Annotated in this window: 26 protein-coding genes; 13 read left to right on the top strand and 13 right to left on the bottom strand. The window is 70.2% G+C overall.

What is annotated here, in order from left to right; genetic code table 11:
* The first annotated feature begins 200 nt into the window (after positions 1 to 200).
* Positions 201 to 719: a GNAT family N-acetyltransferase gene (locus ACIPJY_RS07680; protein WP_400462501.1), complete on the top strand. Its 519-nt coding sequence runs from the start codon at positions 201 to 203 to the stop codon at positions 717 to 719.
* A gap of 78 nt (positions 720 to 797) precedes the next feature.
* Here ACIPJY_RS07680 and ACIPJY_RS07675 read toward each other — a convergent pair whose 3' ends face one another.
* Both ACIPJY_RS07675 and ACIPJY_RS07670 read right to left on the bottom strand, forming a co-directional pair.
* Positions 798 to 1,121 carry a hypothetical protein gene (locus tag ACIPJY_RS07675; protein ID WP_400462498.1) on the bottom strand — a complete coding sequence of 108 codons (324 nt, stop codon included), beginning with the start codon at positions 1,119 to 1,121 and terminating at the stop codon, positions 798 to 800.
* 102 nt (positions 1,122 to 1,223) lie between these two features.
* Positions 1,224 to 1,781, bottom strand: coding sequence for a hypothetical protein (locus ACIPJY_RS07670; RefSeq protein ID WP_400462495.1), 558 nt, complete (start codon positions 1,779 to 1,781; stop codon positions 1,224 to 1,226).
* A 137-nt stretch (positions 1,782 to 1,918) separates the two neighbouring features.
* Here ACIPJY_RS07670 and ACIPJY_RS07665 point away from each other — a divergent pair, with 137 nt between their 5' ends.
* The 3 genes from ACIPJY_RS07665 to ACIPJY_RS07655 all read left to right on the top strand — a co-directional run bounded on the left by ACIPJY_RS07665 (position 1,919) and on the right by ACIPJY_RS07655 (position 3,489).
* Positions 1,919 to 2,365: a hypothetical protein gene (locus tag ACIPJY_RS07665; protein WP_400462492.1), complete on the top strand. Its 447-nt coding sequence runs from the start codon at positions 1,919 to 1,921 to the stop codon at positions 2,363 to 2,365.
* 210 nt (positions 2,366 to 2,575) lie between these two features.
* Positions 2,576 to 3,052 (top strand): GNAT family N-acetyltransferase, encoded by a 477-nt coding sequence (locus tag ACIPJY_RS07660; protein ID WP_400462489.1) that lies wholly within the window; start codon positions 2,576 to 2,578, stop codon positions 3,050 to 3,052.
* Between the two features lie 119 nt (positions 3,053 to 3,171).
* Positions 3,172 to 3,489 carry a hypothetical protein gene (locus ACIPJY_RS07655; protein WP_400462487.1) on the top strand — a complete coding sequence of 106 codons (318 nt, stop codon included), beginning with the start codon at positions 3,172 to 3,174 and terminating at the stop codon, positions 3,487 to 3,489.
* A gap of 130 nt (positions 3,490 to 3,619) precedes the next feature.
* On the opposite strand, the gene ACIPJY_RS07650 is transcribed toward ACIPJY_RS07655, so the two are convergent.
* Entirely contained in the window at positions 3,620 to 3,787 is a 168-nt protein-coding gene (locus ACIPJY_RS07650) for a hypothetical protein (RefSeq protein ID WP_400462484.1), read from the bottom strand.
* A 515-nt stretch (positions 3,788 to 4,302) separates the two neighbouring features.
* On the opposite strand from ACIPJY_RS07650, the gene ACIPJY_RS07645 reads away from it, so the two are divergent.
* Positions 4,303 to 4,824, top strand: coding sequence for a hypothetical protein (locus ACIPJY_RS07645; RefSeq protein WP_400462481.1), 522 nt, complete (start codon positions 4,303 to 4,305; stop codon positions 4,822 to 4,824).
* Between the two features lie 97 nt (positions 4,825 to 4,921).
* Entirely contained in the window at positions 4,922 to 5,212 is a 291-nt protein-coding gene (locus ACIPJY_RS07640; RefSeq protein ID WP_400462478.1) for a hypothetical protein, read from the top strand.
* An 89-nt stretch (positions 5,213 to 5,301) separates the two neighbouring features.
* Here ACIPJY_RS07640 and ACIPJY_RS07635 read toward each other — a convergent pair whose 3' ends face one another.
* Together ACIPJY_RS07635 and ACIPJY_RS07630 are read right to left on the bottom strand one after the other, a co-directional pair.
* Positions 5,302 to 5,826, bottom strand: coding sequence for a hypothetical protein (locus ACIPJY_RS07635; protein WP_400462475.1), 525 nt, complete (start codon positions 5,824 to 5,826; stop codon positions 5,302 to 5,304).
* 18 nt (positions 5,827 to 5,844) lie between these two features.
* Positions 5,845 to 6,402: a hypothetical protein gene (locus ACIPJY_RS07630; RefSeq protein WP_400462472.1), complete on the bottom strand. Its 558-nt coding sequence runs from the start codon at positions 6,400 to 6,402 to the stop codon at positions 5,845 to 5,847.
* A gap of 146 nt (positions 6,403 to 6,548) precedes the next feature.
* Between ACIPJY_RS07630 and ACIPJY_RS07625 the strand changes: the two genes are divergently transcribed.
* Both ACIPJY_RS07625 and ACIPJY_RS07620 read left to right on the top strand, forming a co-directional pair.
* On the top strand, positions 6,549 to 7,727 hold the full coding sequence (locus ACIPJY_RS07625) for a sensor histidine kinase (protein ID WP_400462470.1): 1,179 nt from the start codon (positions 6,549 to 6,551) through the stop codon (positions 7,725 to 7,727).
* Positions 7,724 to 8,386, top strand: a complete 663-nt coding sequence (locus ACIPJY_RS07620; protein WP_400462468.1) for a response regulator — start codon at positions 7,724 to 7,726, stop codon at positions 8,384 to 8,386. Before ACIPJY_RS07625 ends, ACIPJY_RS07620 begins: the two co-directional genes overlap by 4 nt.
* On the opposite strand, the gene ACIPJY_RS07615 is transcribed toward ACIPJY_RS07620, so the two are convergent.
* Both ACIPJY_RS07615 and ACIPJY_RS07610 read right to left on the bottom strand, forming a co-directional pair.
* On the bottom strand, positions 8,279 to 9,064 hold the full coding sequence (locus tag ACIPJY_RS07615; protein WP_400462465.1) for a hypothetical protein: 786 nt from the start codon (positions 9,062 to 9,064) through the stop codon (positions 8,279 to 8,281). The two genes, ACIPJY_RS07620 and ACIPJY_RS07615, sit on opposite strands and share 108 nt — an antisense overlap.
* Entirely contained in the window at positions 9,064 to 10,080 is a 1,017-nt protein-coding gene (locus ACIPJY_RS07610) for a zinc-binding dehydrogenase (RefSeq protein WP_400462462.1), read from the bottom strand. The genes ACIPJY_RS07615 and ACIPJY_RS07610 overlap by 1 nt, the downstream gene beginning before the upstream one ends.
* A gap of 231 nt (positions 10,081 to 10,311) precedes the next feature.
* On the opposite strand from ACIPJY_RS07610, the gene ACIPJY_RS07605 reads away from it, so the two are divergent.
* A complete protein-coding gene (locus ACIPJY_RS07605; protein WP_400462460.1) occupies positions 10,312 to 11,055 on the top strand; it encodes an ANTAR domain-containing protein in 744 nt (247 codons plus the stop codon).
* 63 nt (positions 11,056 to 11,118) lie between these two features.
* Here the strand turns inward: ACIPJY_RS07605 and ACIPJY_RS07600 are convergent, their stop codons facing one another.
* Positions 11,119 to 12,351: an MFS transporter gene (locus ACIPJY_RS07600; RefSeq protein ID WP_400462457.1), complete on the bottom strand. Its 1,233-nt coding sequence runs from the start codon at positions 12,349 to 12,351 to the stop codon at positions 11,119 to 11,121.
* Between the two features lie 115 nt (positions 12,352 to 12,466).
* On the opposite strand from ACIPJY_RS07600, the gene ACIPJY_RS07595 reads away from it, so the two are divergent.
* From ACIPJY_RS07595 to ACIPJY_RS07580, 4 genes are all read left to right on the top strand, one after another.
* Complete coding sequence (locus ACIPJY_RS07595; RefSeq protein ID WP_400462454.1) at positions 12,467 to 13,123, top strand: GntR family transcriptional regulator; 657 nt, start codon at positions 12,467 to 12,469, stop codon at positions 13,121 to 13,123.
* A 90-nt stretch (positions 13,124 to 13,213) separates the two neighbouring features.
* Complete coding sequence (locus ACIPJY_RS07590; protein ID WP_400462452.1) at positions 13,214 to 14,464, top strand: MFS transporter; 1,251 nt, start codon at positions 13,214 to 13,216, stop codon at positions 14,462 to 14,464.
* Complete coding sequence (locus tag ACIPJY_RS07585; RefSeq protein WP_400462449.1) at positions 14,461 to 16,068, top strand: carboxylesterase/lipase family protein; 1,608 nt, start codon at positions 14,461 to 14,463, stop codon at positions 16,066 to 16,068. Before ACIPJY_RS07590 ends, ACIPJY_RS07585 begins: the two co-directional genes overlap by 4 nt.
* Before the next feature lie 215 nt (positions 16,069 to 16,283).
* Positions 16,284 to 18,656 (top strand): arylsulfatase, encoded by a 2,373-nt coding sequence (locus tag ACIPJY_RS07580; protein WP_400462446.1) that lies wholly within the window; start codon positions 16,284 to 16,286, stop codon positions 18,654 to 18,656.
* 74 nt (positions 18,657 to 18,730) lie between these two features.
* On the opposite strand, the gene ACIPJY_RS07575 is transcribed toward ACIPJY_RS07580, so the two are convergent.
* From ACIPJY_RS07575 to ACIPJY_RS07555, 5 genes are all read right to left on the bottom strand, one after another.
* The gene (locus tag ACIPJY_RS07575) at positions 18,731 to 19,669 is read right to left on the bottom strand and encodes a lysostaphin resistance A-like protein (RefSeq protein WP_400462444.1); all 939 of its coding nucleotides are present in this window, start codon (positions 19,667 to 19,669) and stop codon (positions 18,731 to 18,733) included.
* Between the two features lie 107 nt (positions 19,670 to 19,776).
* Positions 19,777 to 20,457 (bottom strand): response regulator, encoded by a 681-nt coding sequence (locus tag ACIPJY_RS07570; protein WP_400462441.1) that lies wholly within the window; start codon positions 20,455 to 20,457, stop codon positions 19,777 to 19,779.
* Entirely contained in the window at positions 20,454 to 21,611 is a 1,158-nt protein-coding gene (locus ACIPJY_RS07565) for a sensor histidine kinase (protein ID WP_400462438.1), read from the bottom strand. Before ACIPJY_RS07565 ends, ACIPJY_RS07570 begins: the two co-directional genes overlap by 4 nt.
* A 42-nt stretch (positions 21,612 to 21,653) precedes the next feature.
* A complete protein-coding gene (locus tag ACIPJY_RS07560; protein ID WP_400462435.1) occupies positions 21,654 to 22,385 on the bottom strand; it encodes an alpha/beta hydrolase in 732 nt (243 codons plus the stop codon).
* 33 nt (positions 22,386 to 22,418) lie between these two features.
* Positions 22,419 to 22,547, bottom strand: a complete 129-nt coding sequence (locus tag ACIPJY_RS07555) for a hypothetical protein (protein WP_400462432.1) — start codon at positions 22,545 to 22,547, stop codon at positions 22,419 to 22,421.
* Positions 22,548 to 22,563: the final 16 nt, after the last annotated feature.

The following is a 22,563-nucleotide window of genomic DNA, read 5'->3' as shown; positions in this document are numbered from 1 at the left end:
CGAGTCGGCGTGTGCCGCCGTGCCGCGCATCGGTCGTCGGGCTCGTGGACATGGGGTGAGCATGGCAGACGCCGGCGAGGGCGAACACCCCGTGGACTCCGGTGTTGCACGATCGAGCACACACTGCCCGGTAGCCGACCCCGAGCCGGGCGGTGCGGGCCTGGTCGTTCCGCCGTGAGGCAGCATCCTAGGCTTGCCGGGTGTCCACCAACGTCGAGCCGCGTCCGTTCCGCCCCCAAGACGCCGCGGAGCTGACGATTCTTCTGAACTCGGCCTATCGAGAGCTGCAGGATGCGGGATTGAACTTCACCGCAGCGACCCAGGATGTCGAGACGACCCGCCAGCGGGTGGCAGAAGGCGTCTGCTGGGTGGTGGAACACGGCGGCCGGATCGCTGCGAGCATGACGATGTCCGTGCCTCCACCGGACGACGTCCGATCGCTGTCCGAGCACGCTCGAGCACCAGGCACCGGATGGCTGTGCCAAGTCGCAGTCGGGCCGGAGCTGCGGGGGCGCGCCGTCGCCAGGACGCTGTTCGACGTCGCCTGTACGTGGGCCATGAGGAACGGCATCACGAGGATCGGACTCGACACTGCCGCACCGGCCGAGCACCTCGTCGCCATGTATGCACGTTGGGGCTTTGAACACGTCGACGACGTGCGCTTCCCCGGCAAGCGCTACGACAGCATCGTGATGACACGAAGCGTGACCAGCTCGTAGAACCGGCTCACGTGCCTCGGTAGTCGATCGGTCGGCCGGGCCAGAGCAGAGCGCGGGACCCGTGTCCCTTGGTTCTGGTCAGGAATCGGAGTGTGGGCCGTCGCGGGTTTGCTGCTGATCCTGTGGGGCATCGCCCTCGACAGCTGACCGTCGGAAGAGCGGATCTTCCTGGGCATCCCATCTCGCACTGCGCTCGATGGCTTCGTCCGCCTCGCGATTCCTGCCTGCTTGTTGCGCAAGGCCCATGAGAGTGGCGCACAGTGCAGCGCCAGCAGCGAAGAGGCATCCCTCGAGAATGCGGCCTACGTCTCCGCGGGCAGAGGTGATGAGGGTGATTGCGACCCCGGCGAGTCCGAGGAACGGCAGCCCGAGAAGCCAGGAGAGTCCCACGAACCACTTCACGCCTCGATGGTACGTACGCGGAAGGGAACACGGCTGGCGCCTCGGTCGGGTATCAGTCGCCGATCCGCCAACGGATCAGTTCGCGGCAGAATGTGCGGGACCTCAGCGCCGCCTGAGGTCCCGCAGCACGACGATGAGCGCGAACGGCATGAGGACCACGAGTGGGAGCCATGACCCGATGCGTTCGGTGTTCACCACCAGGTTGACCAGCGCGAGCACGAGCATGGCGCCGGCCACGAATACGACGAACCACCCGAGGGGCTTCGCAAACCTCGACGTTCTCCCGAGCCTGGAATGAGCACCGTCGACGGCCGATTGCTGGCCCGAGTCGCTGTCCATTCCCGGTGCCGCGGCGTGCAGGAGGCGTATGTCCCGTTCGCCTTCGCCCCAGTCGAACAGCGTGAAAGGCATGACTGGTCGCGTCTCGACGGCCACGCTCGTTCCGCCGGTGGTCGGGGTCAGCGTCACCGTGATTCGTTCACCCCACGAGAACGCGTTGCCACGCACCGATGCCTCGATGACGTCGTTCGTGCTCGTCATCAGTTGTGCACGTGATGACTGTGCGATCTCGTTGAGCAGCCGCTCACGCACCAGATCAACCGGTGCCGGGGCCGTCCAAAGAGCCGTAGAACGTGCGGCACGTGTTCTCACCTCGAGCATGGGTTCATTCAACCTGCTCAACGGCGCAGTGGACCCACACCCGGGGCGGTCGGGAGTACCGACGACGATCCTCGAGACGGTGGTCCATCCCTCGTCCGCTGACGGATCGGTGCCCGGACGCATGGGAAAATCCGCACATGCTTGATGACGAGGCCATCGTTGACGCTCTGCGGCGCACAGCAACTTGGCGTCTTTTGGACCCCGCGAAGAGCAGTCGTCTCGATTATCAGCTCACGGATGTCCGCCTCCGAAGCGGACACGTCGTCGACGTGCGCATCACTCAGCGTGATGGCGAGTCTGCTCGCCTGCTCGTCGAGATGCCCGCTTCCGGGTCACCGCAGTACTGGGTCTACGCCCGACCAGAGAGCGCTGCCGATTGGGTCGGCCAACTCCTGACCTGGATCGACGAGGAGGTCTTCACCGACGGTTTGGGATCTGGACGAGTCAGGGCAGAGCATCGCGGTGAGAGCTACGTCGTCGTCACGAACTACGGATGGCAACTCACGGACACCGCAGAACACACCCGTCTCAGTGGTACCGCCGGACCCCAGGGTCGGAACGGCGGTGACTCGACCCGGGCTTGACGCCGCGGGTCGTCGTGATGGCGGACGGTTGGCCGGTACGGCATGAGGGGGGCACCTCTTCCCCGGCTGAGTCCCGCTGCATACCGTGGTCACATGGACTGCTTCGCGAGCTGGCGCACGCGTCACTGAAGGGACGGCCTCGGCCGTCGCTCTCCTCCACCCCGACCGCGGGCGTGGAGCCTTCAGGCTGCCAACGAAAGAAGCACAACCATGCACATCCGCGACTGCACCCCGCTCGACCTACCCGCGCTCACCGCACTCACGATCGAAACCTTCCGGCCCCTCCTCGCCGGCTCCCTCGTAGAGCTACGGCCCGAAGTCACCGCGCACGACCACGGGCACTGGGAAGACGACTACCGCCACGAGGTCTCCTCCCTGCTCGCTCCCGATGACGGCCGCTTCATCACATTGGCGGAAGAGAACGGCAAGCAGGTCGGCTACGTCGGCTGGAACACCACGGGCACATCGTCCGGACGGCTGGAGATGGTCGCCGTTCACCCCGACGCTCGACGGCGCGGCGTCGCGCGGGCGCTCTGCTCAGCCGCGCTGACCAGCCTCGGAGAGCTGGGGGTCACTGTGGTGCACATCGGAACCGGTGGTGACGAGTTCCATGCGCCGGCACGAGCGCTCTACGAATCCCTCGGATTCATCCCGTACCCCACTGTCGACTACGCCCGGACGCTCTGATCTCGGCCGGGAGGGCCGCGCCCTGCGGCCCTCCCGGCCTGGCATCGCCTCACACGGAGGCGTCGTGATGGTCGATCCCTGCCCGGACGCCAGCGCCGAAGAGCGAGGAAGCTCGAGGAGTGCAAGCGAACATCAGAACGGTGACAGTGCAGGGCCGAACGCAGGACCGCGACGCCGACCTCGACCATGCACAGCAGTTCGAAGTCGAGACCGACACGGGACACCGCTACGTGGTCACTTGCGAAGGCCCACCAGTCGGCTCTCCCTCGGATTGGAAGGTGACGAGCGCCGATGATGGTCGCCTGGTCGGCGGTGTCCGATTGCTCGGCGCAGGCATGCCTGGCGCCACCAACTACCGGTACAAGAAAGCCGGCGCGCTCTTCGCAGGCGGTAAGCAGTTCGATCTGTGGAACGCCGTGCAGTCGCTGTTGCGGTGACGACCTTCCTCGACAGAGCAGTCGAGGAGCGGCAGGTCGCTAGGACCTACCGGCCTGCGTGAGTCTGAGGTGCTCGGTCTCATTCAGATGGTCCGCGCCCAGTCGCTTCGCGGGTGCGCCTTTGCCGAGGTCACTCTCGTCGTGCCGAGACGACGAACACCGCGGCTGCGATACCGAGCACGACCAGGACCGACAGCCACGCGAAGCCGGGCAGGTCGAACAGGAGTATCGCCACCGCGATGGCGATGAGCACGACCGGTGCTGCGAACCACAGCGCGGTGCGTGGGTTGGCGTTCATCCGTGTTCCTCCTCCGGTGGTGCGGACGCTCCGTCCGGCTGCCGACGGGGTCAGCCCCCGTCACGCACAGGACCTCATCGAGAAACGCTAGGCCAGCCCGTCCGCTCAGCCACGCAGGTCTCGACCGTCACCCAGACTGCTCGAAGGTCCTCTACAGGCTCTGAGGCTTTCTGGTCAGCGTCGGGCCACAACATGGCAAGCCGCCCGAATCGGCATCGGTCCGACTCGCTCCGGACGCCGACGCGTTCTCTATCGCGGTCATCAAGGGCTGCCGATGGTCGTTCGCGGGGGAGCAGGTCGGCTGCGAAGGCGATGCAGCACGTGGCGGTGAACGCCTGACCGGCGCCCTGGACGAGGCGGAAGACGATGAGCGGCGGAACTGATCCGGACAGTCCGTATCAGGACGAACTCGCGGTCGGAGTTGTCGACGGCCGTGGCAATGGGGGTTGGAGATCGATCAGCTTCCGGTGTTGCAGATTCGACCTCGGCTCCCGAGTGGTCGATACGCTCCGATCGTGAGCATCGAGTCTTTCGACGTCGAACCAGTCGACAATCGCCGGCTGGTCCGATGGCTGCTCGGGCTGGTGGCTGCCGTCACTGGGGTTCTTGCGATCATCGGCTGGCCGCTGCCGGTGTCCTCCGGAAGATACGTCCGGACCGACGCGTGGGAACGCACGACTGCCTTGATCGAAGCGTGGTGGACACACGACGGTTGGCGAATGTCAGGGGCGTCATGGTTCTGGGGTGGGATCGCGATCGGTGCGACAGTTGGCGCGGTCATACGGTGGGGCGGGAAGGAACGACCATGGCGCAGGGCATGGCTCCTCAGCGTGCTACCGGGCGGAGTCATCGCAGCGCTGGGTCCGTTGGTGCAGGTCGTGTTCGGAATCCGGTGGTCGAACTACTCAGACACCCCGGACAGCCGGTCCACGGTGATCGTGTACGTAGCTGGTCTGGTCGTGGCGCTGGGCCTTCCGTTTCTGCGCGGATACTCGCTACGAAGAGGAGATCGCAGCCCACACGGAGTGGGGCGATGAAGCGGCTCGAACGGCGGCGGACGCGGCGGTGGAGCCGGCGGGTGAGCCAGACCCCGAACAGTGACCGTCGACTGGACAGCCAGCGAAGAATCCCGGTGTGGTGCACGCAGGGGCCCTGTTCCTGTTCGCGACCGAGGGTGATGTGCCGTCCGCGTCCGTGGTCGCGCTCCCGTCGGGGTCCGCGGTCGTGGACGATGACATCGAGTGCGGCTCCGGCGGGTGCTGGCGGCTCCTGACGGTTCACCCTCCGGACGGGTCGACCGCAGAGGACCTGGCTACCGAGCTCGGCCACCGCGTTCACGGCACGATGTGGGACCCCCGGACGGTCAACCTGTCGTCGGAGGTCGACGAGGGCTTCCTGGTGGTGCGGGCCGACTACTGGTCCTAGCCTCGTGGCATGTCGGCTCGACGAGGCCGGTGAACGAGAAGAGCCGCTGCCGTTCTCACTCGTGCGCTGCGTCCGGGGCTCCGCCGTCGTCACCTCCCGACGAGCGGGTGCGTGCACGCGTCGACGGCGGCGTACTCCCGGGCGAGTGCAGCCTGGTTCCGCTCGGTCCGCCAGGACCGGATGCCGGGCGCTGCGGCCACTGCCAGGATCCACACGCCAGCGCCGACGAGGACCGGGACGAGCGTCGGATCCCCGCCGAGGGCGAGCACACCGCCGAGCGCCACCGCCAGCACGGCGACCGCGGAGCCGGCGATGCCGACGAGACCGGCGAGCCGGGCGGGCTGGTGCTCGAGGGCGGCGATCCGGGCCAGCGCACGCTCGGCACGACGCTCGAGGATGGGTCGTGCCGGGTCGGTCCGGGTGCGGAGACGTTGCAGCAGGAGCGACGTCGTGCCGAGCCGTTCGCCCTGGACGGTCACCGTCCAGCCGAACTGCTCCAGGGTGTGCCGGTAGAGCGGCACGAACGCGGTCGCTGCGTACAGCACACGGGTCTCCAGGTGGCCGGGGACCGGCGCCAGGAGAGCGGCACCGGTCCGGGCGGTGGTGTTCGTCATCGGGGCTCGAGCCCGCGCTCAGACGGTCCGGCGGCGACTGGCCGCCTCGCACGCGCCGTAGACGACGTCGAACTGGCGGTCGACGGCCGGCCGGACCCGCTTGGTGCGCGCCGCACGGACGAGCTGGAAGGCCACCGGAGCGATCGCCCAGTTGACCAGGCCGCCGGCTCCGACGAGGAACACCGTGACCGGGTCGAGCCCGCCGAGCAGGTCGGGGACGGCCACGGTGTCCTGCATGGCGAACACCGAAGCGGCCAGTAGGACGCTGCCGATCGCGCCGAGGGCGTAGGCGACCACCGACGCCGCGGTCGTCCGGGAGCGTTCGAGGGAGTCGATCGTCGCCAGGGCGGTCTCGGCGTTCTGCTGGAGCTCGGTCAGTTCGACGGAGCGGACGGAACGGTCGCGGCGGAGACGGAGGACACGCTCCCGGCTCGCTCCGACCGTGCGGTCCGAGCCGTCGGGCATCCAGCCGAAGTTGCGGTAGGTGTCTGCGTACAGGGCGTCCTTCCCGCGCGGGACGTCGACGGTGCAGTAGTCGTAGGTCGTGGGAGCGGTGTTCGTCGTGGTCAGCGTCATGGTGGTTCCTCCGGTCGGGGCCGGAGTGTCCCGGCCTGCTGTCGATCGTCCCGGCGGTGGGGCGATGGGACGTCACCGATCGGTGGTACCTCCGGCTACTGCGTTCGCAGTAGCCGGAGTGGGGCCGCGCACGACAGGATGAGTGCATGCGGCGACTGCGGACGATCTGGGGTTCGTGGCGTCCGGACGACCGCTGGGTGTTCCGCGGCACGGCTGCCGTCGTGCTGATCGCGTGCGCGATCGAGTCGGGTCGGGTGATCGCCGCCGATGCCGGCCCGGGGCCCGGCATCGCGGTCGCCGCGACCGTGCTCGCCGTCGTCGCGGCGCCGTGGACCCCGTGGACGGCGCTCGGTCTCGCCACGGTCGCGCCGGTGCTCGGTGGTGTGTCCGGGTGGCCGCCGATCGTGACCTGGAGCTGCGCGGTGCTGCTGCTGTTCGCGGTTTCCTCGCGGGAGGGGCACCCGGTCCGCGCCGCAGCGATCGTCGCACCCGGCGTGGTCGTCGGCACACTCCTCGCACCGGGGGAGGGCGGCGCAGTGCCGACTGCCCTCGGCGCCCTCATCTCCGTCGTCGCCGCGGCGGCCATCGGCTCGGGGCTGCGGGTCCAGCACCAGTACCGGGCGTCGTTGGAACAGCGCGCCGCCGATGCCGTCGCCACGCGCGAGCTCGAGGCCGAACGCCGCGTCGCCGAGGAGCGCGTGCGGATCGCGCGGGACCTGCACGACGTCATCGGGCACGAGATCGCGGTGGTGAGCATGCAGCTCGGGGTCGCCGAGGTCACCCTGCCCGCCGGCGCGGACGATGCCCGGCGCGCGTTGGGCGCCGCTCGCGACGGCGTCCGGAACGTCCTGACGGAGACCCAGCACGTCCTGACCGTGCTGCGCTCGGCGTCGAGCAGCGGCGCCGAGCTCGACGACCCGACGGCTCCTGCCCCCGGCATCGAGCAGCTCCCCGGACTCATCGCGTCGTACGAACGGGTCGGCCTCGACGTCGATGCGCGCCTGGACGACGTCGGCCCGGTCTCCGCGCCGATCGGTGTGACGATCTACCGGGTCCTGCAGGAGTCGCTCACCAACGCCCACCGGCACGGCGAGGGCCGGTCGACCATCACCCTCGCCCGCAACGGCGACGACCTGGTGCTCGAGGTCAGCAACGCCCGCCGCCGGACCCCGGTGGACGATCCCGTCGCGGCCCGGAGTGGCGGCCTCGGCCTGGTCGGCATGCGCGAGCGCGTCGCCGCCGTCGGCGGGTCCGTCCAGGCCGGGGCGGACGGCGTGCTGTTCATCGTCCGCGTCCACCTCCCCACGACGAACGGAGCACGATGAGCACCCGCCTCATCCTGGTCGACGACCAGGACATGATCCGACTGGGTCTCCGCGCGATCCTCGACCGGCAGGACGGCCTCGAGGTCGTCGGCGAGGCCGCGGACGGGCTCGCCGCCGTGCAGACTGCGCTGTCCGTCCCGGCCGACGTCGTCATGATGGACATCCGGATGCCGGGCATCGACGGGGTCGAGGCGACCCGACGGATCCGCGCCGAACGCACCGCTGAGGAGTTGCGGATCGTCATGCTGACGACCTTCGACCAGGACGAGCTCGTCTTCGCGGCGCTGCGTGCCGGAGCGAACGGCTTCCTCAGCAAGGCCGCCGGGCCCGGAGAGCTCGTCGCGGCGATCGAGGAGGTGGCTGCCGGAGGAGGGGCGCTGTCCGCGGCGGCCGCAGCGGCGCTCATCGGACAGGTTGCTCGCACACCGGCGTCCTCCGTCGACCCCGAGATGACCCGGCGCTTCGAAGCACTCACCGCTCGCGAGCGCGACGTCGTCGCGATGGTCAGCCGAGGTCAGGGGATCGACGCCATCAGTGCTGAGCTGTTCCTCTCACCGCTCACCGTGAAGACCCACGTGAACCGCGCCATGGCGAAGGTCGACGCCCGCGACCGAGCCCAGCTCGTCGCGTTCGCGTTCCAGGCCGGCCTGGTCGACTGAGACGGCCCGCGGAACCACCGGGAACCGCCGGAGCACCATCGCGAGTCCGATCGCCGCGGCCACACCGCCGAGGAACACCCCGCTCGCACCGGTGGACGCGGCGGCGTCCTCGGCGCTGCCCGCGAACGAGAGCAGCGCCGACTGGGTCAGGACGAGCAGGACCACCGCGGCGGCGACGTTCACGAGCTTCGTCGCCTCGACGAGTGGTTCCCCGTCCTTGCGTGCGGTCACCGCACCCCAGACCCCGATGCCCAGCTCCGCGAACGTCGCGGCCGCGATGACGATCGCCACCCACTCGTCGTGGTGCACCGGGTGCGCTCGCCCGACGAGCATCGGCACGCTGCACCCGACGAACACGACCGACATCGCGGACACCGCGCCCCCGATCCACCGGTGACCGGCCTGCCTGAACCGCATCCGGTCGCCGTTCGCCGCATCGAACGCGAACGACTGTCGGTGCCGACGGACGGCCCAGACCTTCGCGGCTGCGACCCCGAGCGTGAAGACCACGGTCGCGGCGAGGAACAGGGACGGAGCCGCGCAGAACAGGACGACCTTCCACCCCGCCATCACGAGACTGCCCGGTACCGACAGCACAGCGAGCACGAGCCCGCGCCGCGATCGGTCCCGCCACACCGCGACCGCGTACCGGACGGCCGCCTGCCTGCGCACCGCCATCAGTCGAACGTGACGACGACCTTGTCGGCCGCGCCCGGGGTCGCCGCCACCCGGAGGGCCTCGAGCACGTCGCTCGCGGGGAAGACGTCGCTGACGATCCGCGTGTACGCCTCGGGGTTCGCGATGATGTGCTCGGTGACGTCGAAGATCTCGGTCGGGTACCCCATCGCCGTCACGATCGTCGGCTCGACGGCCAGCAGGTCACCGAAGTCGACCTCCACCGGCCGCTTGTGCACGGCCACGACGCCGATCATCGCGCGGTGCTTCGCCAGTCGCAGCGCCGTCTGCACCGTCGCTGGGACCCCGGCGGCGTCGAGCCAGACGTCGGTGCCGGCCTTCCCGCCGTGCCCGACGCCGTCCCGTGCTTCGCCGTGCAGTGCGATCAGCCGCTCGTCGAGCGGCTCCTCGGCCGAATTCACGACCGCGTCGGCACCGACGAGCAGGGCCTTCTCGAGCCGCGACGCGATCACGTCGACGACGACCACGTGCCCGACGCCGAGTGCCTTGTAGCTGATCACGGCGCCGAGCCCGATCGGACCCGCGCCGAACACGACGACCTTGTCATCCGGCCGCGGCGCGGTCCGGTTCACGGCGTGCAGGGCGACCGCCATCGGCTCGTTGAGCGCGGCCACCTGCCAGGGGAGGACGTCCGGGACGATCGCGACACTGGTGCCGAGCACGGCCTGCTCGACGAGCAGGAACTCGGAGAGGCCGCCGGTGGGGCCGCCGTTGCCGATGATCCCGCGAGGGTCGCCCATCGGGTTCACCACCACGTGGTCGCCGACGGCGATGCCCTCGACCGCGTCGCCGACGACGGCCACCTCGCCGGCGACCTCGTGGCCGAGCGGTGTGTGGCCCTCGCGCGGCGGGATGCCACCGCGCGCAGCGTAGAAGGCGTCGGAGCCGCAGACCCCGCACGCCTTGACGGCGATCAGGACGTCGGCAGGGCCGACCTCGGGGACGGGCTCGTCGCGGATCTCGACGGATCCGGGGCCGGTGACGACGACGGTGCGCATGGTGCTCCTCACGTCACGAGCACGGGCGGCTCGGGACGGAACCATCTGACCAAGTCGGCGACCTGCCCACGTACTGCGATCGCAGTAGCGCCGGGTCATCAGGACGGATGCACGGGGCGGACTCGCCCGGTGGGTTCGCATCTCCGGCCGGTACGGTGGTCGCACGCGGTCTTCGACTGCTGGAGCAGCGCACGATCGGCCACTTCTGATCAGAGCATCTGGAGTGACCCGATGGGTGCTGACCGTGAACGCCGTCTCCTGCGCACGATCACCGAACTGGTCGGTGGGGTCACCAGTGAACCGGACCTCGCGGAGCGTCTGCAGTTCCTGGTGGACGAGTCGGCGGACCTGTTCGACGTCCACGCGGCCGGACTGATGCTGTTCGGGCCGGACGGGCGGCTGCACATCGCCGCCTCGGTCGGCCACCACAGCGGCTTGCTCGAGTTGCTGCAACTCGAGGTCGGCGATGGTCCGTGTCTCGAGGCGGCACGAACAGGCGACCTGGTCTCGATCCCCGAACTCGGGGCTGCTGGGACGCGCTGGCCGCACTTCTGCCGCTCTGCGGCCGACGCCGGGTACGCGGCGGTCCACTCGATCCCGCTGCGGGTCCGAGCGACCGTCATCGGGTCGCTCAACCTGTTCAACGAGTCCGCCGGGGCGCTCGACGAGGAAGACCTCACCGCGGCGCGCGCGCTCGCCGACATCGCCACGATCTCCCTCGTCCAGCAACGCACCATCGACCACGCCGTGACGACGCAGGGGCAGCTGCAAGCGGCCCTCGACAGTCGCACCGTCATCGAACAGGCGAAGGGGTGGGTCGCGAACCGCAACGGCGTCGACCTCGGTACCGCGTTCTCCCTGCTCCGCGGCCACGCACGACGGAACCAGCTCCCGATCGCCGAGGTCGCCCTCGCCGTCCTCGCCGGGCGGGTCACGATCGGTCGGGCGTCCTCGGACGACGCCGCGCAGCGGTGACTGCAGATCAGATGCCGTGCAGCGGTCGTCGCGGGTCCCGTCGGCGATGTGGAGACCCGCGCGTCAGGTCACCGAACCCCGGTCCGTCGGTCGGCCGGACAAGGCGGCCTCGGACCGCGCCGCCAGCCCGAGCCGCCGCGCCACCGGGCGGCGCAGCACGACGGCGAGGACCGCTCCGGCGACGAGGGGGAGCGTCATCGTCTGCCACATCGCCGGGTACCCGGCGGACTGTGCGATCGCACCGCCGGCGATCGGGCCCGCGAAGTCCCCGGCGTCGCTGCCGAGGAACGTCGTGCAGCTCGCCGCGCCTCGCCGGTCGGCAGGCACCATCTTCATCGCCATGCCCTCGATGAGGGGCTGGCACGACCCGTACCCGAAGCCGAGCAGCACGGCGGCCAGCAGGAACACCGGCAGCGTGTGCGCGGCGCTGATCACCAGGAGCGATGCCGCGAACAGACCGAAGAACACGACGAGCACGCCGTAGCCGAACCGGTCGGCGAGCCGACCGGCGAGGGGGCGCGACACGAAGAGCGTCAGGGCGTCGACGGTGAAGAACAGTGCGATGTGGGCGCCGGCTCCCTGCTGTTCGGCGAAGAGCGCGAGGAACGGGTTCACGAGGCTGTAGGAGCCGACCAGCAGGAAGAAGAGCAGCGCGGGAACCGCGACCTCCGGCGCGAAGACGTTCCGGGGCGTGATCCGGAACGGACGTCGCGGTACCGACGGCGCATGCACGCGGGTGACGAGCGCGGCGGCCACCAGGAGCACGCCGCCGGCGACGAAGAAGAGCGTGCGGTACCCGAACGCGGCGGACACCCCGAGGGAAATGTTCGGACCGATGACCTGGGCGATCGCCGGGGCGAGGGAGAACACCCCGATACCGATGCCGAGTCGTTCGCGGGGGAGCAGGTCGGCTGCGAAGGCGATGCAGCACGTGGCGGTGAACGCCTGACCTGCGCCCTGGACGAGGCGGAAGACGATGAGCGGCGGAACGGATCCGGACAGACCGTAGCCGAACATCGCGATCGCGATCGTCGCGGCGGCGGCCATCAGGACGTTCTTGCGGTCGAAGCTGTCGATCGCCGGTGCGGAGACGCACTTGAACACGATCGCCGTGACCGCGAACGCGCTGCTCACGATGCCGATGACACTCGGCGTCGCACCGAGGGAGTCGGTGTACTTGCCGATGAGCACGTTGCTCATCGTCAGCCCGAGCGAGATCAGCGCGTAGGAGGCGAACAGGCACGCGAACCCAGCGGTCCACACACGCTGCGGTGGCGCGGTTCCCAGCTGCTGCATCTCGACCTCCCTGTCGAAGATCGTGCACGATCCAATGCATGAACTTAGAGTCGTCGGCGTCGATCGTCAAGTCGGGCAACGGCGTTCCCGACGAGCTCTGCGCTATCGTGCTGGCGTGAGCAGTCGCGAGCCGGACAGTGAGAGCAAAGCGGATCTCGCGTACGCCCTGATCAAGCGTCGCATCATCGACCGGACGTACGTGCCCGGCTTCCGGATCGTCGTCGACCAGCTCGTCCGTGAGACCGGGCTCAGCAACATCCCGCTCCGTGAGGCGATCCGCCGACTCGAGGCGGAGGGGTGGATCGAGGTCGTCCGGAACGTCGGCGCCCGCGTCGCGCTCTTCGACGTCGAGGACCACCGGAACACGCTGGAGCTGATCGCACGGCTCGAGGGGTTCGCGACCGCGTTGGCGCAGCCGAATCTGACGGATGCTGACATCGCGGCGGCTCGGGCGCTCGACCGGGAGATGGCGGAGGCGCTCGACGTCATCGACCTCGACCGGTTCGGCCAGCTGAACCGCCGGTTCCACGCACTCTTCCACGAGCGGAGCGGCGATGCCCACATCGCGTCGCTCCTGACGAGCGAGCTGCAACGCTTCGACGTGATCCGTCGGAGTGTCAGCCACTCGGTGCCCGGCCGGCACCGTGCCTCGATCGCCGAGCACGAGCGACTCCTCGACCTGCTCGAGGCCGGAGCGAGTGCCGAGGCGATCGAAACGTGCGCTCGCCAGCACAAGCTGAACGGTCTGGACGTGCCGACGCCCGTCGCCTGAGCCCCGCTTGACGGCTCGATCGTTCCTGCCTATCTTCGATCTCACACGATTTCGTGTGAGTTACGACGACATGGCGAAAGGCTCCCTCCAATGGCGAAGGACACAACGGGCAACGCGCACGGGCAACTGCCCGTCCCGGCAGCGACGGCCGAGGAAGAGGGGTCCGTGCCTCCGGAACCCTCGAAGATCTGGAACCGCGCGTTCATCGCGATCTTCGCGACGAACGTCCTCGTGTCGATCGGGTTGCAGATGTCGAACGTCCTCATCGGCAAGTACACGGACTCCCTCGGTGCGACGGCCGCGGTGGTCGGCATCGTCTCGAGCGCGTTCGCCTGGTCCGCGATCGTGTTCAAGCTCGCGTCGGCACCCGCCCTCGACGCGTTCAACCGGAAGTTCATCGTCCTCGGCGCGATCATCGCGATCGGCGTCGCGTTCCTCGGCTTCGGGATCTCCGGGAACGTCCCGGAGCTCATCACCTTCCGTCTGCTGCAGGGGGCCGGCCAGGCGTTCAGCACGACGGCGTTCATCGCCATGGCGGCCGATGCGCTGCCGCGTGAGCGGATCGGCACCGGGCTCGGGTTCTTCACGCTCGGTGCCGGTGTCGCGCAGATGGTCGGACCGGTGATCTCGCTCAAGGTCGCGGCCGCGGGTTCCTACGACACGGCGTTCTTCATCGCAGCGGGCTTCGTCGGCCTCGGTGTGGTGATGTGCACGCAGATCAAGCTCACGTACAAGCGTCCGAAGGGGTTCACACTCTCGCCGAAGAACTTCTTCGCGAAGGAGGTCCTGCTCGCCGCGATCATCACCTTCTTCGTCTTCGCCTGCTACAGCCTCGTCAACCCGTTCCTGGCGATCTTCGCGGGGCAACAGGGCGTCGGCAGCAACATCTCCTTCTTCTTCACGATCTACGCCGGCGTGCTCTTCGTCTCCCGGCCACTCGCGGGGCGTCTCGCCGACCGCTTCGGGTACCTCGTGCTCGTCCCGATGATGGTGCTCTTCATCGGATCGTTCTTCCTGATCAGCGTCTCGCACTCCCTGCTGGCGTTCCTCGTCGCGGCGGTCCTGTTCGGGTTCGGCTACGGCGGTTGCCAGCCGGTCCTGCAGTCGATGGCCATGAAGATGGTCCCCAGGGAGCGCCGCGGAGCCGGGAGCACGACGAACTTCCTCGGCAGCGACCTCGGCAACATCGTCGGTCCGATCGTCGGCGGGTCGATCGCGACGACCTTCGGGTACACCGCGATGTGGCAGGGCATGACCGTGGCCCTCGTCATCAGTGGTGTCCTCGTGGTCGTCCTCCGTCGCGCGATCGTGCGCCAGATCGACAGCGTGGTCACGGCATGAGCGCCGATCAGCACACGGTGACGACCGTGCGGACCGACGCCGGGCTGGTCGGTGGGACCACAGGCCGCCGTGACGACGTCCACGTCTTCCGCGGGATCCCCTACGCTGCTCCGCCGGTCGGCGATCTCCGATGGCGCGCGCCGCAGTCACCGGAGCCGTGGGACGGCGTCCGCGCGGCGACCCGGTTCGGGGCGATCAGCCCGCAGCCGGAGACCGCCGCGACCCGCGCGCTCGCCCTGCCGATGGACGAGGACTGCCTCACGCTGAACGTTTGGACGCCCGCGCCGGCCGGCGAGGAGCCGAAGCCGGTCCTCGTCTGGATCTACGGCGGGGGGTTCCAGGAGGGCAGCGCCGCGGACCCCCGGTTCGACGGGGAGAACCTCGCCCGGCGAGGGGTCGTCGTCGTCACGTTCAACTACCGGCTCGGGGCCCTCGGGTTCCTCGCGACGCCGGCGTTGAGCGCGGAGTCCGGGCACGACGGGTCCGGCAACTACGGCCTGCTCGACTGCGTCCGCGCCCTCGAGTGGGTGCGGGACAACGTCGCCGCGTTCGGTGGCGACCCCGACCGCGTCACCATCGCCGGGCAGTCGGCCGGCGCCGGGACGTGCAACTTCCTGGCGATGTCGCCCCTTGCGGCGGGGCTGTTCCACCGGGTCATCGCGCAGAGCCACGCCCGGCACGCGGGCGACACCGAACTGCGCTACCTCTCGACGTCCTACCGCGACCGCGCCGCTGCCGAGGCACAGGGCGCGGCGTTCGTCGCGGCCCGCGGAGCGACGGACCTCGACGCGATGCGTGCGCTGCCGTGGACCGACCTCGTCGACCGGGATCGTCTCGGCGACATGGGCGTCGAGACCGGCAGTGACGCGCGCCCGCCGCTCTTCCGGCCCGTGGTCGACGGCTGGGTCCTGCCACGCGGCTACGCCGAGACCTACGCGCACGGTACCCAGAACCGTGTCGACTACATCGCCGGGAACGACCTCGACGAGAGCGGCGCCGTCCCCGAGGGGGCGTTCGCCGCGATCCGGGCGAAGGGCGAACAGCCGTGGCGCCCCGGACGCCCCCCGACCCACGTCACCCTCCAGTCGTTCACCAGGGGCGCTCGCCAGAAGTTCGGTTCCCTCGCCGACGAGTTCCTGACCCTCTACCCCGCTCGGGACGATGACGAGGCAGCCCGCGCGAGCAACGACGCGATTCACGACAACGCGACCGTCTCGACGTTCCTGTGGGGGACGACCTGGAGCGCGGCGTGCGATCGCCCGGTCCGCACGTACTTCTGGACGCACAGGCCGCCGTCTCCGTCCCGCGGGCCGCGTCGCGCCGGACACGGATCCGAGATCGACTTCGTCTTCGACAACCTCGACGTCGTCGACCTGGACTGGGACGACGAGGACCGAGCCGTCGCCGCCACGATGTCCGCGTACTGGGTGAACTACATCGCCACCGGGGACCCGAACGGACCCGGCTTGCCGGTCTGGCCCGCGTACGCGGCCACGGCACCGACGGTGATGGACCTCGGGACCACCTTCGCGATGCGACCGGTCGCCACACCGGAGCGGGCGGCGTTCTGGGAACGCTTCTTCGCGACGCAGCCGGCGTGGTGATCGCTCCCGCGGCTCCGGAACGCTGAGCGCCGTCGCGACGCGACCACCAGACGGACGGCCCGGTGCCAGCTGGCACCGGGCCTCCCGTCCGTCGTCGAGCCGGTCCGGCGCCGACGGGCCCGCCCCGTCCGACCGTATCCCCTCCGAAACGGGTGATGCCCTCGGCCGGCGGGTCGGCGACGGTTGCCGGACGACGACGACGAGAGGCGCAGGTCATGGCTGCAGTGGGCGACGAGGTGTTCCGGAACGTGCTACCGATCCCGGACGTGGAGCGACCGCGCTTCACGACGTACGACGCGAAGGACCCGGAGGCGACCTACCCGGCGATCGCACCGCTGCGTCCGCCGGAGGGAGCGCCGAACATCGTCGTGATCCTCATCGACGACGCCGGGTTCGGCTCGTCGAGCGTCTTCGGCGGCCCGTGCCGGACGCCGAACCTGGAACGGCTCGCCGGGAACGGACTGCGCTACACGCGGTTCCACACCACCGCGCTGTGCTCGCCGACGCGTGCTGCCCTGCTGTCCGGACGCAACCACCACACCGTCAACATGGGCGGGATCACCGAGGGGGCGACGAGCGCTCCCGGGCAGACGTCGGTGCGCCCGAACACCTGCGCGCCCGTCGCGGAGACGCTCCGGCTGAACGGCTACTCGACGGCGCAGTTCGGCAAGTGCCACGAGGTGCCGGTGTGGGAGACGAGCCCGATGGGACCGTTCGACCACTGGCCGCACCCGGGCGGCGGGTTCGAGTACTTCTACGGATTCATCGGCGGCGAGACGAGCCAGTACTACCCGGCGATCTACGAGAACGTGAACCCGGTCGAGCCGGACCGCACGCCGGAGGAGGGCTACACGTTCAACGAGGACCTGGCCGACCACGCGATCGCCTACGTCAACCGGCAGAAGTCGCTCACGCCCGACAAGCCGTTCTTCCTCTACTACGCCCCCGGTGCCACGCACGCGCCGCACCACGTGCCGGCCGAGTGGGCGGACCGGTACCGCGGCCGGTTCGACGCCGGCTGGGACGCGCTCCGCGAGGAGACGTTCGCACGGCAGCGGGAGCTCGGCGTGGTCCCCGCCGACGCCGACCTCACACCGCGGACGCCCGGCCTCGACTCCTGGGAGGACACGGACGACGCGATGAAGCCGGTGCTCGCACGGCAGATGGAGGTCTACGCGGGCTACATGGAGCAGACCGACCACCACATCGGCCGGTTGATCGACGGGCTCGAGGAACGGGGGATCCTCGACGAGACCCTCGTGATGGTCGTCATCGGGGACAACGGCGCGTCCGCGGAGGGCACGCTGCAGGGGACGCTCAACGAGATGACGACGCTCAACGGGTTCGGTTCGCTGGAGACGCCCGAGTACCTGGCCGAACGGATCGACGAGATCGGCACGCCGTCGGCGTACAACCACTACGCGGTGGCGTGGGCGCACGCGATGAACACGCCCTACCAGTGGACCAAGCAGGTCGCGTCGCACTGGGGCGGCACCAGGAACGGGACGATCGTGCACTGGCCGGCGGTCATCCGCTCGGGCGGCGGGACGCGCCATCAGTTCCACCACGTCATCGACGTCGCCCCGACGCTGCTCGAGATCGCGGGCATCCCGGAGCCGACCATCGTGCACGGCGTGCAGCAGAAGCCGTACGAGGGGGTCAGCCTCGCGTACACGTTCACCGATGCCGACGCCGCCGAACGGCACACCACGCAGTACTTCGAGATGGTGGGGAACCGGGGGATCTACCACGACGGGTGGACGGCGGTGACGAAGCACCGGACGCCGTGGGAGACCGGCGCGGTGGCCCTGCCCGCGTTCGACGACGACGTCTGGGAGCTCTACGCGGCGGACGACTGGACGCAGGCGCACGACCGGGCCGCGGACGAGCCGGACCGGCTCCGCGACCTGCAACGGCTCTGGCTGATCGAGGCGGTCAAGTACTCCGTGCTGCCCCTCGACGATCGGTTCGCCGAGCGCGGCAACCCCGACCTCGCCGGACGCCCGCAGCTCGTGCACGGCGACTCGCAGCGGCTGTTCCCCGGCATGGTCCGGCTGACCGAGGAGTCGGTGATCAGCATCAAGAACCGTTCGCACGCCGTCACGGCCTCGGTCTCGGTCCCGGCGTCCGGCGCGGACGGCGTCGTCATCGCCCAGGGCGGCCGAGCCGGCGGGTGGAGCCTGTACTGCGTCGACGGTGTCCTGGCGTACTGCTACAACTTCTTCGGGCTCGAGCGGTCCACGGTCCGGGGGACGGTGCCGCTGGCCGCCGGCGATCACGAGCTCCGGTTCGAGTTCGACTACGACGGCGGAGGTCTCGCCAAGGGCGGGACGGTGACGCTGTTCGTCGATCGCGAGCCGATCGGTTCCGGACGCGTGGACCGCACCGAACCGGCCCGCTTCTCGGCCGACGAGACCTGCGACGTCGGGCTCGACGCGGGGTCGCCGGTGAGCGAGGACTACGCCCCGACGGGCAACGGGTTCTCCGGGGCGATCCACTGGGTCCAGATCGACACCGGCGACCTGGCCGAGGAGCACCGCGCAGCTGCGCAGGCGCTGCACCTGTCGGTGGCCTACGGGACCCAGTGAGGACGCGACCCGATGCGGACGGGAGGCTCGGTGCCAGCTGGCACCGGGCCTCCCGTCCGTCGGATGGTGACCGATCACCGGGCGGTTGCGTCCAGACGGACGTCGCGGGCTGCGGACACCGTCGGCGCGACGCGCCGACGGCGGGCCGCGACGAGCATCGGGACCGCGACGGCGAGGCTGACCAGCACCGGCACGAAGGAGGCCTCGAGACCGAACGCGCCGCCGGAGAGCAGGCCGTCGCCGTGCACGGTGGTGACGAACAGGCCGGGGTCGCGGTGGCCGGAGACGGGGATGCCGAGGAGGCCCTCGACGACGTTCCACGCGAAGTGGATCCCGATGACGAACCACATGTTCCGGCGCCAGGTGAAGGCGGCTCCGAGCAGGACGCCGGCCTCGATCGCGATGGCGAGCGAGGACCAGAGGGTGGCTCCGGGGTTGAGCAGGTGGGCGCCGCCGAAGAACGCCGCCGTGACGCCGAGGGCGATCCACCGCCCGACGCGGGGACCGCCGAGCTGCTCGATGCCCTGGAAGAGCAGGCCGCGGAACGTGAGTTCCTCGACGATGGCGGCTCCGGCGTTCACGGCGAGGGCCAGTGCGACCGTCGTGGTGACGTCGTGGGGTGCCCAGACGACGCTGTACGCGCCGGTGGCGACGACGATCAGGTACGACACGGCGATGAAGAGGACGCCGATCGCGAGTCCCAGGACGGTCTCGCGGCCGATGCCCCGGAGCGTCAGCTCGGGGGTGCGTCGGCGGGCGACGAGCCACATCGTGAGCGTGTAGAACAGCAGCCCGGCCGCGGCGCCGATCAGGGCGGTGACGATCACGCCGGTGGTGTCCATCTCCGAGCCGACGCCGACCAGGATCGCGTTCGTGAGGAACACGAACACGGTGCCGATGATCATCCAGGTGACCGGGAACGTCAGGATCCGGCGCATCACGCTCGGCTTGGCGGGCCGCTGGTCGGCGTGTCCTCGCCGGGTGGGGCGCTTCGGGGCGGTGGTCGTCGCCATGGTCTGTCTCCTTCGTCGTGGAGCAGCATCCGCTGCCATGACGACGCTAGGAAACGGCGGGATCCGCCGGGTCCCCCAAAGGTGGACAGTCCCGCCGGAGCTCGCCGTCAGTCGTCCGCGATGCCGGTGCGGTACGCGTAGACGACGGCCTGGACGCGGTCGCGGACCCCGAGTTTCAGCAGGATCCGCGAGACGTAGGTCTTCGCCGTCTCGCGGGTGACGAAAACGGCCTCGGCGATCTCGACGTTCGACATGCCCCTGGCGAGGAGGCGCAGCACCTCGAGTTCGCGGGGCGTGAGCTGGGCGGACTCGTCGGCCGGGGCGGCCGGCGGACGGATCCGGCCAGCGAAGCTGCCGATCAGGGTGCGCGTCACGGCGGGGTCGACGAGTGCTTCGCCGCGGGAGATCGTGCGGATGGCGTCGAGGAGCTGCGGGGGCGATGCGTCCTTCAGCAGGAAGCCGCTCGCCCCGGCGCGGAGCGCGTCGAAGACGTACTCGTCCAGGTTGAACGTCGTCACGACCAGGATCCTGGGTGGCTCGGCGCCGTCCGCACGCGGAGCGCTCAGGATCTCGCGGGTGGCCGAGATCCCGTCGAGCACGGGCATGCGGATGTCGACGACCATGACGTCGGGGGTCTCGTCGCGGGCGAGGTCGACGGCGTCGCGGCCGTTCGAACCGAGCCCGACGAGTTCCATGTCGGGTTGGGCGCGGACCACCCGGGCGAAGCCGTCGCGCACCATGGTCTGGTCGTCGACGAGCGCGATGCGGAGGCGGCCCTCGGTGCTCATCGGCGGGGCTCCGGAGTGGCCCGGGCATCGACGGCGAAGGACGCGACGACCTCGAACCGGCCGTCGGCGGCGCCGGTGTCGAGCCGTCCGCCGAGGAGTGCGGCGCGGTCCGCCATGCCGCGGAGGCCGCGGCCGGGGACGCCGGGTGCCCGGCCCTGCACCGCGTTGACCACGCGCAGCTCGACGCGCCCGTCGGGGTCGGTCACGGTCATCTCGACGCGGGCGCCGGGGGCGTGCTTCATGGCGTTGGTCAGGGCTTCCTGGGCGATGCGGTAGAGGGTGACGGCGACCTCGTCGGACACGTCGGGGCGGTCGGCCGGCTCGGTGAGGACGACGGGGTAGCCGCGCTGCCGGGCCTCGGCGACGAGCTCCGCGACGGTGTGCGCGACGGCTTCCCGGGGTACCGGCCCGCCCGGGGCGTGCGGTGTCTGTTCGAGGGCGCCGAGCAGCGACCGGAGCTCCTGGAGGGCGCGGCGGCCGGTGGTCCCGATCGTCTCGAGGGTGCGGGTGCGCTCGGCGACGTCGGAGTCCTGGAGGTACGCGGCGGAGTCGGCCTGCACGACCATCGCGGTGACGTGGTGGGTGACGATGTCGTGGAGGTCGCGCGCCAGCAGGTTGCGGGACTCGCGGACGGCGTCCTCCGCCGCCTTCGTCTCACGTGCCGCCTGTTCGGCGACGCGTCGGCGGACCAGGAGCCCGACGAGCCACGGGGTGGTGAGCACCAGGAAGAACGTCGCCCAGTCGATGAGGCGTTCGGGCGACCCCTCGGCGTGCAGGGCCAGGGCGAGGAGGACGTACCCGACGGCCGCGGCGGCGGCGATCGACCGCCGGTGCCGGTGCTGGTGCGCGGCGAACGAGTAGATCGCGACGAACAGCCCGAGCCCGGCGACGCCGGTGCCGACGCCGGCGAGCTGCGCCGCGGCGAACGACACCCCGACCACGGCGAGGACGATCCCGGGGGCGACCCGGCGGGCGGCGAGGGACAGGGACTGCCCGGCGACCAGGACCGGGGGGACCCACGGGGCGACGTCGTGGTGCAGTTCGCCGAGTTCCACCCCGGCGACGCCGAGGGGGAGGAACGACAGGACGAAGAGCAGGACCCCGCCGGCGGCGTCGCGGACCCACTCGGGGAGGTCGTGGGGACGAGACGACATGGTCCCGACGCTAGCGCGATCAACGACGCCGCCGTCCACCGCTCACGGGGTGGGCGGAACGGCACCTTCGCCGAGGAGCGCCTCGATCCGGTCCACGACCAGGTCCGGCCGGGTGATGAACGGGTGGTGACCGGTCGGCACCTCGACGGCACGGGTCGCTCGTGCCGCGTGCTCGCGCTGCAGCGTGGTCGTGGTGCTCCGGTCGTCGGTGCACACCAGGTAGGTCGAGTCGACGTCCTGCCAGCCCGCGGCCGTGGTCGGCGTCACGAAGGCGGCGGCCGACTGCGCGGTGACCCGCTCCCACGCGGACCGCTGGGTCGCGTCGTCGGCGTCCTGCAGGAACCGCGCCCCGAACGACGACCGGTCGTACCCCTCGACGGCGAGGGTCCCGTCGCCCGCGTCGCCGATCGACACCGGGTCCGGCTCGCCGCTCATGATCGCCGCCTGGGCCTGTCCGACGTCGGGCAGGTACGACGACACGTACAGCAGGTGTCGCACGGCGGGGTGGTGGCCGGCCTCGGCGATCACGGTGCCGCCGTAGGAGTGCCCGACGACGACGGCACCGTCCTCGTCGACCTCGTCGAGCGCCCGTCGGAGGGCTTCCGCGTCCTCGACGAGTCCGCCCTCGGGGACGCCGGAGGAGTCCTCGCCACAGGACGGCAGGGCCACCGCGCGGCTGCGGATGCCGGTGCGTTCGAGGAGCAGGTCGGCGCTCGGCTGCCACCACCACGCGCCGTCGCGGACCAGGGCACCGTGGACGAAGAGGAGTTCCATGGCGGTGACGCTACTGACTCGCCCCAGACGCCGTCACGATCGGCCGAACAGTACCGCGAGCACGGCGGCCAAACCCACGAGCACGAGCACGAGCACGAGCACGAGGTCGAGCAGGGCCAGCGTCACGAGTCGTGCGCGCCGCCCTCGGACGACGAACCCCACGCACCGGTACGACGCC

It is taken from the genome of Curtobacterium sp. NPDC090223 (assembly GCF_044746585.1).
Classification (GTDB): Bacteria; Actinomycetota; Actinomycetes; order Actinomycetales; family Microbacteriaceae; genus Curtobacterium.
This window is presented reverse-complemented; position numbering and strand designations above follow the sequence as displayed.

Bases quoted from the DNA above. Each gene is read 5' to 3' on its own strand.
- ACIPJY_RS07660 (WP_400462489.1), top strand. From the start codon at position 2,576: ATGCACATCCGCGACTGCACCCCGCTCGACCTACCCGCGCTCACCGCA.
- ACIPJY_RS07665 (WP_400462492.1), top strand. From the start codon at position 1,919: ATGCTTGATGACGAGGCCATCGTTGACGCTCTGCGGCGCACAGCAACT.
- ACIPJY_RS07570 (WP_400462441.1), bottom strand. From the start codon at position 20,457: ATGAGCACCGAGGGCCGCCTCCGCATCGCGCTCGTCGACGACCAGACC.
- ACIPJY_RS07580 (WP_400462446.1), top strand. From the start codon at position 16,284: ATGGCTGCAGTGGGCGACGAGGTGTTCCGGAACGTGCTACCGATCCCG.
- ACIPJY_RS07575 (WP_400462444.1), bottom strand. From the start codon at position 19,669: ATGGCGACGACCACCGCCCCGAAGCGCCCCACCCGGCGAGGACACGCC.
- ACIPJY_RS07565 (WP_400462438.1), bottom strand. From the start codon at position 21,611: ATGTCGTCTCGTCCCCACGACCTCCCCGAGTGGGTCCGCGACGCCGCC.
- ACIPJY_RS07670 (WP_400462495.1), bottom strand. From the start codon at position 1,781: ATGCTCGAGGTGAGAACACGTGCCGCACGTTCTACGGCTCTTTGGACG.
- ACIPJY_RS07630 (WP_400462472.1), bottom strand. From the start codon at position 6,402: ATGACGCTGACCACGACGAACACCGCTCCCACGACCTACGACTACTGC.
- ACIPJY_RS07610 (WP_400462462.1), bottom strand. From the start codon at position 10,080: ATGCGCACCGTCGTCGTCACCGGCCCCGGATCCGTCGAGATCCGCGAC.
- ACIPJY_RS07585 (WP_400462449.1), top strand. From the start codon at position 14,461: ATGAGCGCCGATCAGCACACGGTGACGACCGTGCGGACCGACGCCGGG.
- ACIPJY_RS07625 (WP_400462470.1), top strand. From the start codon at position 6,549: ATGCGGCGACTGCGGACGATCTGGGGTTCGTGGCGTCCGGACGACCGC.
- ACIPJY_RS07560 (WP_400462435.1), bottom strand. From the start codon at position 22,385: ATGGAACTCCTCTTCGTCCACGGTGCCCTGGTCCGCGACGGCGCGTGG.
- ACIPJY_RS07650 (WP_400462484.1), bottom strand. From the start codon at position 3,787: ATGAACGCCAACCCACGCACCGCGCTGTGGTTCGCAGCACCGGTCGTG.
- ACIPJY_RS07605 (WP_400462460.1), top strand. From the start codon at position 10,312: ATGGGTGCTGACCGTGAACGCCGTCTCCTGCGCACGATCACCGAACTG.
- ACIPJY_RS07620 (WP_400462468.1), top strand. From the start codon at position 7,724: ATGAGCACCCGCCTCATCCTGGTCGACGACCAGGACATGATCCGACTG.
- ACIPJY_RS07590 (WP_400462452.1), top strand. From the start codon at position 13,214: ATGGCGAAGGACACAACGGGCAACGCGCACGGGCAACTGCCCGTCCCG.
- ACIPJY_RS07615 (WP_400462465.1), bottom strand. From the start codon at position 9,064: ATGGCGGTGCGCAGGCAGGCGGCCGTCCGGTACGCGGTCGCGGTGTGG.
- ACIPJY_RS07635 (WP_400462475.1), bottom strand. From the start codon at position 5,826: ATGACGAACACCACCGCCCGGACCGGTGCCGCTCTCCTGGCGCCGGTC.
- ACIPJY_RS07600 (WP_400462457.1), bottom strand. From the start codon at position 12,351: ATGCAGCAGCTGGGAACCGCGCCACCGCAGCGTGTGTGGACCGCTGGG.